Genomic DNA, 11,363 nt, shown 5'->3' with positions numbered 1-11,363 from the left:
ATTTCATCTCTGGAGTCGTTATGAGTCAGCAGGATGCGGCCAAACAACAGGCCAACACCCGGAATAATATTCGCGTGGTTTCCATTTTTACTGCCGCGGCGATAGGCCTCGTCGGCGTGCTGGTGATCCTCTACGCCTGGCAACTGCCGCCGTTCACTCGCCATAGCCAGTTTACCGACAACGCCTATGTGCGCGGGCAGACCACCTTTATTAGCCCGCAGGTCAACGGCTATATCACCGCCGTCAACGTCAAAGATTTCGCGATTGTCCAGCCGGGCGAGGTGCTGTTCCAGATAGACGATCGCATCTATAAACAGCGGGTGCATCAGGCCCAGGCTACCCTGGCGATGAAAGAGGCCGCGCTGCGCAATAACCTGCAACAGCGCAAAAGCGCCGAGGCGACGATCGCCAAGAATGAAGCCGCGCTGCAAAACGCCCGCGCGCAGAATCTGAAAATCCAGGCCGATTTAAAACGCATCCAGCAGTTAACCGCCGACGGTTCGCTGTCGATCCGCGAACGTGATTCGGCGCGGGCCAGCGCGGCGCAAGGGGCGGCGGATATTGAGCAGGCGAAAGCGGCGCTGGAGATGTCGCGCCAGGACCGTGAATCGACCATCGTCAATCGCGATTCGCTGGAGGCCGACGTGGCCAGCGCCAAAGCGGCGCTTGAGCTGGCGCAGATCGACCTGCAGAATACCCAGATTATCGCCCCCACCGGCGGCCAGCTGGGGCAGATCTCGGTGCGTCTTGGCGCCTATGTCAGCGCCGGAACCCATCTGACCTCGCTGGTTCCGCCGCAGCACTGGGTGATTGCCAACCTCAAAGAGACCCAGCTGGCCGAAGTACGCGTTGGCCAGCCGGTCACCTTCACCGTAGACGCGCTCAACGGCGAGACCTTCCACGGCAAGGTGCAGAGTATCTCCCCGGCGACCGGGGTGGAGTTCAGCGCCATCTCTCCGGACAACGCCACCGGCAATTTCGTCAAGATCGCCCAGCGCATCCCGGTGCGTATTACGGTCAACGACGGGCAAAACAACAGCGAACGCCTGCGGCCGGGGATGTCGGTGCAGGTGACTATTGATACCCGTGCGGAGAAACAACCATGATCCGCCCGGTCGCCCTTGCTATCGTTCTGGCGCTGGTCGGCTGTCAATCCGCCGATGTGCAACGCGCGCAGCCGACCCTGACCATTCCTGCCGCCTGGCGGGCCGACGTTGGCCCGGCCAGCCCGGTGGAGGGCGTATGGTGGCGCAATTTTCATGACAGTACCCTCAATCAGTATGTCGACCAGGCGCTGCGCTATAACAGCGATGTGCTGATCGCCCGCGAGCGGGTGAATGAGTATCAGGCGCGCGCTTACGCCGCCGACAGCAGCCTGTTTCCGTCACTGGACGCCAGCCTCACCGGCACCCGCGCCCGGACGCAGTCCGCCGCCACCGGCCTGCCGATCCACAGCACACTGTATAAGGGCGGCCTGACCGCCAGCTATGATGTCGATATCTGGGGAGCGAACCGCAGCGCGGCCAACGCCGCCGGGGCCAGCCTTGAGGCGCAGAAAGCCGCCGCCGCCGCCGCCAATTTGAGCGTCGCCAGCTCGGTGGCCGTTGGCTACGTCACGCTGCTGTCGCTGGATGAGCAGCTGCGGGTGACCCAGCAGACGCTAACATCAAGGGAAGACGCGTGGCGCCTGGCCAAACGTCAGTTTGAAACCGGGTATACTTCACGCCTTGAGCTGATGCAGGCGGATTCGGAGCTGCGGTCAACGCGGGCGCAGATCCCGCCGCTACAGCACCAGATTGCGCAGCAGGAAAATGCGCTCAGCGTGCTGCTCGGCGATAACCCTGGCGCGGTAAAACGCGGCGAGTTCGCCCAGCTTACCCCGCTGCGTCTGCCGTCGCAGCTGCCGTCCACCTTGCTCAACCGCCGTCCGGACATCGCTCAGGCCGAGCGCCAGCTGGTGGCCGCCGACGCCACGCTGACCTCGTCGCAGGCGCAGCTGCTGCCCTCTATTAACCTGACCGCTACCGGCAGCCTGCAGGACCGGACGCTGCCGGATCTGCTGGATAACCCGCTGCGGCTGTGGAGTCTTGGCGGCAGTATTCTGGCGCCGCTGCTAAACCGCCAGGCGTTAAATGCCCAGGTGGACGTCTCCATGGCCCAGCGCAACCAGGCGCTCTATAGCTATGAGAAAACGGTGCGCAGCGCGTTCAAAGAGGTCAATGACAGCCTGGACGCCATCAGTCGCTATGGCGAACAGTTATCCGAGCTTCAGGAACAAGAGACCGTTGCCCAGGAAACCTTACGTATTGCACAAAACCGCTACCGTAACGGCTACTCTTCTTATCTGGATGTGCTTGATGCCCAGCGAACGCTGTTCTCCACCCAGCTTAGCGTGGTGCAGGTGAAGAACAACCTGCTGCTGGCGCAGATCGATCTGTACCGGGCGCTGGGAGGCGGCTGGTCTGACTCATCAGGGAGCTAAATGGGGAAGCGTCATATGCAACAACAGTGGTCGGCAGTAGACAATTATTTGATTAAGGCCTTAATTCCCGGCGATCCTGTACTCGATCGGGTACTGGAAAACAACCATCGTGCCGGGCTCCCGGCACACGATGTCGCCGCCAATCAGGGTCAGTTTCTCGCCCTGCTGGTACGGCTAACCCAGGCTAAGCGGATACTGGAGATCGGCACCCTCGGCGGCTATAGCACCATCTGGATGGCGCGCGAGCTTCCTGCAGACGGCCAACTCCTCACCCTGGAGGCCGACGCGCATCATGCCCAGGTGGCGCGGGAGAATCTGCAGCTGGCGGGCGTTGACCAGCGGGTCACGCTACGGGAGGGACCCGCGCTACAGTCCCTGGAGTCGCTTGGCGAATGTCCCGCTTTCGATCTGATCTTCATCGATGCCGATAAGCCGAATAACCCCCATTATCTGCGCTGGGCGCTACGTTATTCCCGCCCAGGAACCTTAATTATTGGCGATAACGTGGTACGCGACGGCGAAGTGGTCAACCCACAGAGCGCCGACGAGCGCGTTCAGGGTGTGCGTCAGTTCATTGAGATGATGGGCGCCGAGCCACGGTTGACGGCAACGGCGCTGCAAACCGTGGGCACTAAAGGCTGGGACGGCTTTACTCTGGCGTGGGTAAACGCTTAAGCGTGGACGCCTGACCAGTAGCCCCGGTAAGCGCAGCGCCACCGGGGACAACCAGCCAGGCTATGGGGTAATTTGCTCCATCGCCTGCAACACTCGCTTGTCCGAGATAGGATACGGGGTGCCCAGCTGCTGGGCGAAGAAGCTGACCCGCAGCTCCTCGATCATCCAGCGGATCTCCCGGACATCGTCGTCCTCACGGCGGTTCGGCGGTAGCTTATTCAGCCACTGCTGCCACGCCTGCTGCACGCTCTCCACCTTAAGCATCTGCGCCCGATCGCGATGCGGATCGATAGCCATCTTCTCCAGACGCTTTTCAATCGCCTGCAGATAGCGCAGCGTATCGCCAAGACGGCGGAAACCGTTGCCGGTGACAAAGCCGCGATACACCAGACCCGCCATCTGCGCTTTGATATCCGACAGCCCCAGCGCCATGGTCATATCCACCCGGCCTTTCAGCCGTTTGTTGATATTGAACACCGCGGTGAGGATCTGCTCGACCTGTTTAGCGATCTCCACCACCGTGTCGTTGAGCTCGGCTCGCACTTTATCGTGCAGCTGACTAAAGCCCTCTTCCGTCCACACCGGACCGCCCGCCTCGTCGATAAGCTTATCAACGCCGCAGGAGATGCAATCGTCAATCAGATCCAGCACTTTGCCGTACGGGTTAAAGTAGAGCCCAAGCTTGGCTTTATTCGGTAATTTCTCGTGCAGATACTTAATCGGCGACGGGATGTTGAGCAGCAGCAGGCGACGCAGACCGCGCCACATGGCCTGCTGCTGTTCCTGTGGATTATCAAACAGCTTGATGGCCACGCTGTCGCGCTCGTCCACCAGCGCCGGCCAGGCTTTCACCTTATAGTTACCGCGCTTCTGTTCGTAACTTTCCGCCAGGGTGCCAAAGCTCCAGATATGCAGCCCGCTCTGCTCAATACCGTCATCAGCGACCGCCGACAGCGTCTCCTGCACTTTGCCCTTCAGGGCGTCTTTCAACGCCTGCAGCGAGCGCCCTTCCTGCAGCTTCTTGTTGTTATCATCCACCACCCGGAAGGTGATTTTCAGGTGATCGGGCACCTGATCCCACTGCCAGGCTTCGCGGTCGATGGTCACGCCGGTCATCTTACGCAGCTCGCGCTCCAGCGAATCGAGCAGCGGCAGCTCAAGCGGCGCCGCCCGGCCAAGAAACGCTTCCGCATAGTTGGGAGCCGGGACGAAATTGCGCCGTACCGGCTTCGGCAGCGATTTTATCAGCGCGATAATGAGCTCGCGACGCAGACCAGGGATCTGCCATTCAAATCCGGCCTCCTCCACCTGGTTGAGCAGCGGCAGCGGAATATGCACCGTTACGCCATCGGCATCGGCGCCAGGTTCAAACTGATAGCTAAGACGCAGTTTAAGATTGCCCTGATGCCAGAAATTCGGGTAGTCCAGTTTACTGACATGCTCCGCCCCCTCTTTAATCAGCATGCTCTTTTCAAAATTGAGCAAGTCTGGCGTTTCGCGGCTGGCCTGCTTCCACCACTTATCAAAGTGGCGAGCGGAGATGACATCGTGGCTAATGCGCTGGTCGTAAAACTCGAACAGCGTCTCGTCATCAACCAGGATGTCGCGACGGCGCGACTTATGCTCCAGCTCTTCGATTTCCGCGCGCAGCTTCAGGTTATCGCGGAAGAAGGCGTGACGCGTCTGCCAGTCGCCCTCCACCAGCGCGTGGCGGATAAACAGTTCGCGGCACAGCGCCGGGTCGATCTGGCTGTAGTTGACCTTACGCGCGCCAACGATCGGCAGGCCGTAAACGGTGACCTTTTCCGTCGCCATCACCGCGCCCTGCGACCGCTCCCAGTGCGGCTCACTGTATGAGCGCTTGATCAGGTGCTGCGCTACCGGCTCCACCCACTCCGGCTCAATGCGCGCGGCAATACGCCCCCACAGGCGGCTGGTCTCGACCAGCTCGGCCACCATCGTCCACTTCGGCGGCTTCTTGAATAGACCGGAGCCGGGGAAGATAGAGAACCGCGCATTACGGGCGCCGGTATACTCCTGTTTATCGGCATCCTTCATGCCGATGTGCGACAGCAGACCGGTCAGCAACGCAGTATGGATCTCGCGATATCCCGCCGGCTCACTGTTGATCGGCAGGCCAAGCTCTTTCACCACCTGGCGCAGCTGGGTGTAGATGTCCTGCCACTCGCGCACGCGCAGATAGTTAAGAAAATCGACCCGGCACTGGCGGCGGAACTGATTCGACGACAGCGCCTTCTGCTGCTCGCCGAGGTAGTTCCACAGATTGACGAAGGCGAGGAAATCGGACTCTTTATCGTGGAAGCGGCGATGTTTTTCGTCAGAGGCCTGCTGTTTGTCCATCGGCCGCTCGCGCGGGTCCTGGATCGACAGCGCGGAGGTGATGATCATCGCTTCCCGCACGCAGCCGTGCTTCTGCGCCTCCAGCACCATGCGCGCCAGACGCGGATCCACCGGTAGCTGGCTGAGCTGGCGGCCCAGCGGGGTTAGTTTATAAGCCGTTGCCTGCGCATCGGTGGTGATGGCGCCCAGCTCTTCCAGCAGGCGTACGCCGTCCTGGATATTGCGCTTATCCGGCGCTTCGACAAACGGGAAGGCGGCGATATCGCCTAAGCCCAGGGCGGTCATCTGCAGGATGACCGACGCCAGGTTGGTGCGCAGAATCTCCGGGTCGGTAAACTCCGGGCGCGACAGGAAATCGTCTTCTGAATAAAGACGAATACAGATCCCTTCCGAAACGCGGCCGCAGCGGCCCTTACGCTGGTTGGCGGACGCCTGGGAAACCGGCTCGATCGGCAGGCGCTGCACCTTGGTGCGGTAGCTGTAACGGCTGATACGCGCAGTACCGGGATCGATAACGTATTTAATGCCCGGCACGGTCAGCGAGGTTTCCGCCACGTTGGTCGCCAGCACGATGCGTCGTCCGCTGTGCGGCTGGAAGACGCGGTTCTGCTCGCTGTTGGACAGGCGGGCGTACAGCGGCAGCACTTCGGTATGGCGCAGATCCAGCTTATTCAGCGCATCGGCGGTATCGCGAATTTCCCGCTCACCGCTCATAAAGATCAGAATATCGCCGGGCCCTTCGCGCCCCAGTTCGTCAACCGCATCAAAGATCGCCTGTAACTGATCGCGCTCGGTATCGTCCGCCTCTTCCACTATCGGCCGATAGCGCACTTCCACCGGGTAAGTCCGCCCGGAGACTTCGATAATCGGCGCATTATTGAAATGCTTTGAGAAACGTTCCGGGTCGATGGTCGCCGAGGTAATGATGATTTTCAGGTCCGGGCGGCGCGGCAGGAGCTCTTTCAGATAGCCGAGCAGAAAGTCAATATTCAGGCTGCGCTCGTGCGCCTCATCGATAATGATGGTGTCGTACTGCATCAATAGACGATCCTGCTGGATCTCCGCCAGCAGGATACCGTCGGTCATCAGCTTAACCATGGTGTTTTCGCTGACGTGGTCGCTGAAGCGGACTTTATAGCCGATGCAGCCGCCCGGCTCGCTCTGCAGCTCTTCGGCAATACGGTTGGCGACGGTCCGCGCCGCCAGGCGACGCGGCTGGGTATGGCCGATGAGTCCTTTCAGCCCGCGGCCCAGCTCCATGCAGATTTTGGGCAGCTGGGTGGTTTTACCCGAACCGGTCTCCCCGGCGACGATCACCACCTGGTGGTCGCGCACCGCCTCGAGAATCTCTTGTTTTTTCTGGCTAACCGGCAGGTTTTCCGGATAGGTGATGGCCGGACGCGCCGCTTCGCGCAGCAGGACTTTACCGGCTGCCTGGCTTATCTCCAGAGCCATCTCCTGCAGAATGGCCTGTTGCGATTCAGGATTTTTAACCTTCTTCACGCCGTGCAGACGGCGGGCAAAGCGCGTTTTGTCGCGCAGCATCAGGCCGTCGAGCTGTTGATAAAGCTGGGGGAAGGTGATTTTTTGTTGTTCTGTCATAGCGTTATCGGGCAGAGCTCTGCCGGGAAAATCTCTTTTGAAGTATTGCCTTAGAGTACCACATCTGTGTCATTCGTGCCTTGTTCAAATAATCTGAACATAGGATTCGATATATTGCGCTATCTCTGTGGCGCGATTGTGAATACAGTGTCAACAAGCACCAGGGCATTGACCCGTCAATCACATTAAAAAAAGGAAACACCCATGAGCAAAGTATTAGTTCTGAAATCCAGTATTCTGGCAGGGTACTCACAATCTGGTCAGCTTTCCGACTATTTTGTTGAACAATGGCAGGAAAAACACCCTGGCGATGAGATCACCGTGCGTGACCTGGCCGCCAATCCGATCCCGGTTCTGGATGGCGAACTGGTTGGCGCCCTGCGTCCGAGCGACGCGCCGCTCACTCCGCGTCAGCAGGAAGCGCTGGCCCTTTCCGACGAGCTGATCGCCGAACTGAAAGGCAACGATGTGATTGTTATCGCTGCGCCGATGTACAACTTCAACATCCCGACGCAGCTGAAAAACTATTTCGACCTGGTGGCTCGCGCCGGCGTCACCTTCCGCTACACCGAGAAAGGGCCGGAAGGTCTGGTAACCGGTAAACGCGCGGTCGTCGTTACCAGCCGCGGCGGTATCCATAAAGATACTCCGACCGACCTGGTCACCCCATACCTGTCCACCTTCCTCGGCTTCATCGGCATCACCGACGTGAACTTTGTGTTCGCCGAAGGTATCGCTTACGGCCCGGAAGTCGCGGCCAAAGCGCAGTCTGACGCGAAAGCGGCCATCGACAGCGTGGTTGCAGCCTAATATTTCACTCCTCTCGCTTCCTGCGGGAGGAGAGTTTTACTTTTTCTCGTAGCGTAAATACCCCACCACGCCTCCGCCGCCATCCTTTGGATGATTCACGCCGTCGTTGACCTCCACGCAAGGGAAATCGAAAGGCGAAACGCCGTCAATGCAGGCCACATTCACCCCATACTGCTGTGGGTTTGATCGCCGTTGATGAAAGGTGTAGATCCCGCATACCGAGCAGAAAAAGTGCACGGCTTCCCCTGTATTAAAGCGATACTCTGTGAGCTTATCCCCTCCGCGTACCACCTCTATTCCTGAACGCGGCGAAGAGACCGCGACCGCCCCACGCATGCGACAATATGAGCAGTTACAGCGCCGAACGGTGTTGAAGCCGTCGCTGAGTTCCACGGTAAACGCCACCGCACCGCAGTGACAGTGAGCGGATAATTTCTCTGCCATAATTTTACCCCTCAGGTTGCGGCTTTTGGCCGCAGGTTTTCATCAAACGCCAGCCGCTTACGCCCTGCTTCGACTTCCCGTAATGGCTCCACCTGGTGCAGCGTCTGCTTACAGCGTTCCACCAGCGCCTGGTATTCACGGGTACCTTGTTTTTTCCACGCCAGCTCCTGTTCGCTCAGGGTGCGAATCGCTTTTGCCGGGCTGCCGATAATCAGATGGTTGGCGGGCATCTCGGCGTTGGCTTTGACAAAGGCCGAAGCGCCGACAATGCTGTTTTCGCCAATGACCGCCCCATCGATAATCACCGCGCTCATGCCCACCAGCGCGTTGCGGCCAATCACGCAGCCGTGCAGAATAGCGCCGTGGCCGATATGGCCCTCCTCTTCCACCACCGTATCCTGGCCGGGGAAGCCATGCATCACGCAGTTATCCTGAATATTGGCGCCGTCTTTGACCACGATGCGCCCGAAGTCGCCGCGCAGGCTGGCGTTGGGCCCAACATAGACCCCTTTGCCGAGGATCACGTCGCCAATCAACACCGCGGTCGGGTGAACGTAACTCTCCTCCGGCACCACCGGCGTCAGTCCATCAATCTGATATATCGGCATGCAACCTCCTTATGCGCCCGGCAAACCGCCAAAGCGCTGATAATAGAGCGGACCCGGCGCCGGGAGCTCGCCCACCGAGCTCTCACCTTTCTCGCTGACGAACGCCAGCGCACCGGGACTCACGCGTTGATAAATATTGATACACAGCTGGCGGGCGGTTTGCCCTGCCCAATGCGCCGGCAGGAGCTCTTCCGGCAGCAGCGGGTCTTTGAGCACCACCCGGCGATAGAAATGGATGAGGAGCAGTTGGATCTGGAAACAGCGATCCGGCGTCAACTCTGACGGGTCGCAATCGCGCAGCAGCGGCAGTAGAGGTCGGAACAAGGCGATAAACGCCTCGTACATCTCATTTTGTTCGGTGAGATGCCAGCACTCCTCCACCCGGCTGCGCAGGGCCGCTCTGGAGAGCGCCAGCGGCGAATGGGCTTCAAAACAGATGACGTTTTCGGCGACGCCCGCTTCGTGGAGCAGAGACTGGACATCGGCCAGCTTTTGCGACGGCGAGGCCAGCAGGCTCGGCGCCAGCGCGCCAAACCCCTGCCACAGCAGCTGCTTTTTAACGTCGGCGAGCACATTTTTCTCCAGGCCTTCCGAAAGCAGCAGCAGCCAGGTACCGTCCCATTCCGGGGCACTGGCGCGATAAATTTTATGCTCCGCGCGCCGGGTCAGGCGCAACCCTTTATCACTCAGGCGATAGAAGCTGCGTCGGCCGATGCGGACAACATCAAGCCACTCTTCTTTATTGAGGCGAAACAGCGCGGTGCGTACGAAGCGCTCGCCGAAGCCTAATCCTTCCAGCAGCGCCGCGACGCTGCCCAGCCACACTTCCCCACCGCGTTGTAATATAGCGTCGCCATACAGCGAGGCAATTAATGACGTGCCGCTGATGGGCATCGCCGTCACCGCTTGTTGAATAAAGGCGTCGAGTTTACTCATCTGATTCATTCTGGTGTTATATTTTTCCTTTATGAATCATAGCACAGGAAACTCCCCGGCTGACGGCGCAAACGCTTCAGCCGGGTGCCTGCCGCGCAGCCGGAGAGAGGATTAACCGCTAACCACCGCTTTTCGCAGGTCGAATACCCGACAGGCTTTCCCTTCCGAGCGCGGAATGCTGCCGCAGTTGACGATAGTAATATCGGTGGAGATCCCGACCATCGACTTAATGCGGTGACGCAACTGATGGCAAATCTGGCAGCGTTGTTCATGACTCAGCGCCAGCCCGCTCTCTTTCAGCTCAACGCGCACCGCCAGCGAATCCAGATGACCGCGGCGATTGACCTCTAACTGATAGTGCGGCGCCAGGTGTTCAAACTTGAGGATCTCCTCTTCCAGCTGCGAGGGGAAGACGTTAACCCCGCGGATAATCAGCATATCGTCGCTGCGTCCGCTGATGCGATCCATGCGGCGCATGGTCCGCGCGGTTCCCGGCAGCAGGCGCGTCAGATCGCGGGTACGATAGCGGATCACCGGCAGCGCTTCTTTGGTCAGGGTGGTAAACAGCAGCTCACCATGCTCGCCATCTTCCAGCGGCGTACCGTCGTCCGGGTTGACGATTTCCGGGAAGAAGTGGTCTTCCCAGATAGTCGGGCCGTCAACGGTTTCCAGACACTCCATCGCTACGCCCGGTCCCATGACTTCCGACAAACCGTAAATATCCAGGGCGGTGATCCCCAGCCGGCGCTCGATTTCCGCGCGCATCGCCAGCGTCCACGGCTCAGCGCCAAAGACGCCGACCCGCAATGAACAGCCGCGGGCATCGCCGCCCATCTGGCGCTCCAGCTCTTCAATCAGATTCAGACAGTAGGACGGCGTCACCATGATCATATCCGGCTGGAAATCGCGGATCAGCTGCGCCTGTTTTTCGGTCTGTCCACCGGACATCGGGATCACCGTCGCGCCCAAACGTTCCGCGCCGTAGTGCGCGCCAAGGCCGCCGGTAAACAGGCCGTAGCCGTAGGCGACGTGAATTTTATCTTTTGCTGAACCACCGGCCGCGCGCAGCGAACGGGCGACAATATTGGCCCAGTTATCAATATCGTTTTGCGTATATCCCACCACCGTCGGTTTGCCGGTGGTGCCGGAAGAGGCGTGAATGCGCACCACCTGCTCCATCGGCACCGCGAAGGTATCGAAGGGATAGTTGTCGCGCAGATCCTGTTTGGTGGTGCAGGGGAATTTTTGCAGATCGTTTAATTCCCGAAAGTCGTCAGGGTGCACGCCGGCGGCGTCGAATTTGCGGCGATACATCGGCACATTTTCGTACGCATGCTTCAGCGTCCATTTCAGGCGCTGGGTTTGCAGGGCCTGCAGTTCGTCACGCGATGCGGTTTCAATCGGATCTAATTTTGTAGTAGTTATCATTGTAGGGTACTCGCAGG

9 protein-coding genes are annotated in these 11,363 nt (G+C 59.5%); 4 read left to right on the top strand and 5 right to left on the bottom strand.

The window, feature by feature from the left end:
- Nucleotides 1–20 precede the first annotated feature (20 nt).
- Genes DR88_RS15380 through DR88_RS15390 form a run of 3 tightly spaced genes read left to right on the top strand, consistent with a single transcriptional unit; the run spans nucleotide 21 to nucleotide 3,157 of the window.
- Nucleotides 21–1,106, top strand: coding sequence for an HlyD family secretion protein (locus DR88_RS15380; RefSeq protein ID WP_002902965.1), 1,086 nt, complete (start codon nucleotides 21–23; stop codon nucleotides 1,104–1,106).
- The gene (locus DR88_RS15385) at nucleotides 1,103–2,482 is read left to right on the top strand and encodes an efflux transporter outer membrane subunit (protein WP_004148227.1); all 1,380 of its coding nucleotides are present in this window, start codon (nucleotides 1,103–1,105) and stop codon (nucleotides 2,480–2,482) included. Before DR88_RS15380 ends, DR88_RS15385 begins: the two co-directional genes overlap by 4 nt.
- Nucleotides 2,483–3,157, top strand: coding sequence for an O-methyltransferase (locus DR88_RS15390; protein WP_004151576.1), 675 nt, complete (start codon nucleotides 2,483–2,485; stop codon nucleotides 3,155–3,157).
- Between the two features lie 60 nt (nucleotides 3,158–3,217).
- On the opposite strand, the gene hrpA is transcribed toward DR88_RS15390, so the two are convergent.
- Complete coding sequence (hrpA, locus tag DR88_RS15395; protein WP_004148226.1) at nucleotides 3,218–7,120, bottom strand: ATP-dependent RNA helicase HrpA; 3,903 nt, start codon at nucleotides 7,118–7,120, stop codon at nucleotides 3,218–3,220.
- Between the two features lie 204 nt (nucleotides 7,121–7,324).
- Here hrpA and azoR point away from each other — a divergent pair, with 204 nt between their 5' ends.
- Nucleotides 7,325–7,930: an FMN-dependent NADH-azoreductase gene (gene azoR, locus DR88_RS15400; protein ID WP_002902889.1), complete on the top strand. Its 606-nt coding sequence runs from the start codon at nucleotides 7,325–7,327 to the stop codon at nucleotides 7,928–7,930.
- Between the two features lie 36 nt (nucleotides 7,931–7,966).
- On the opposite strand, the gene DR88_RS15405 is transcribed toward azoR, so the two are convergent.
- The 4 genes from DR88_RS15405 to paaK all read right to left on the bottom strand — a co-directional run bounded on the left by DR88_RS15405 (nucleotide 7,967) and on the right by paaK (nucleotide 11,346).
- On the bottom strand, nucleotides 7,967–8,377 hold the full coding sequence (locus DR88_RS15405) for a GFA family protein (protein WP_024940864.1): 411 nt from the start codon (nucleotides 8,375–8,377) through the stop codon (nucleotides 7,967–7,969).
- Nucleotides 8,378–8,385: 8 nt separating this feature from the next.
- Complete coding sequence (paaY, locus tag DR88_RS15410) at nucleotides 8,386–8,982, bottom strand: phenylacetic acid degradation protein PaaY (RefSeq protein WP_002902883.1); 597 nt, start codon at nucleotides 8,980–8,982, stop codon at nucleotides 8,386–8,388.
- Nucleotides 8,983–8,991: 9 nt separating this feature from the next.
- On the bottom strand, nucleotides 8,992–9,918 hold the full coding sequence (gene paaX / locus DR88_RS15415) for a phenylacetic acid degradation operon negative regulatory protein PaaX (protein ID WP_025862046.1): 927 nt from the start codon (nucleotides 9,916–9,918) through the stop codon (nucleotides 8,992–8,994).
- 111 nt (nucleotides 9,919–10,029) lie between these two features.
- Nucleotides 10,030–11,346, bottom strand: coding sequence for a phenylacetate--CoA ligase PaaK (gene paaK, locus DR88_RS15420; RefSeq protein WP_004148224.1), 1,317 nt, complete (start codon nucleotides 11,344–11,346; stop codon nucleotides 10,030–10,032).
- Nucleotides 11,347–11,363: the final 17 nt, after the last annotated feature.

This window comes from Klebsiella pneumoniae (assembly GCF_000742135.1).
GTDB lineage: Bacteria > Pseudomonadota > Gammaproteobacteria > Enterobacterales > Enterobacteriaceae > Klebsiella > Klebsiella pneumoniae.
The sequence above is the reverse complement of the archived record's forward strand: the minus strand, read 5'-3'. Positions and strand labels throughout refer to the sequence as shown.

Excerpts from the sequence above, each read along its gene's own strand:
- DR88_RS15390 (WP_004151576.1), top strand. The coding sequence starts at position 2,483 with ATGGGGAAGCGTCATATGCAACAACAGTGGTCGGCAGTAGACAATTAT.
- azoR (WP_002902889.1), top strand. The coding sequence starts at position 7,325 with ATGAGCAAAGTATTAGTTCTGAAATCCAGTATTCTGGCAGGGTACTCA.
- DR88_RS15380 (WP_002902965.1), top strand. The coding sequence starts at position 21 with ATGAGTCAGCAGGATGCGGCCAAACAACAGGCCAACACCCGGAATAAT.
- DR88_RS15385 (WP_004148227.1), top strand. The coding sequence starts at position 1,103 with ATGATCCGCCCGGTCGCCCTTGCTATCGTTCTGGCGCTGGTCGGCTGT.
- paaX (WP_025862046.1), bottom strand. The coding sequence starts at position 9,918 with ATGAGTAAACTCGACGCCTTTATTCAACAAGCGGTGACGGCGATGCCC.
- hrpA (WP_004148226.1), bottom strand. The coding sequence starts at position 7,120 with ATGACAGAACAACAAAAAATCACCTTCCCCCAGCTTTATCAACAGCTC.
- paaY (WP_002902883.1), bottom strand. The coding sequence starts at position 8,982 with ATGCCGATATATCAGATTGATGGACTGACGCCGGTGGTGCCGGAGGAG.
- paaK (WP_004148224.1), bottom strand. The coding sequence starts at position 11,346 with ATGATAACTACTACAAAATTAGATCCGATTGAAACCGCATCGCGTGAC.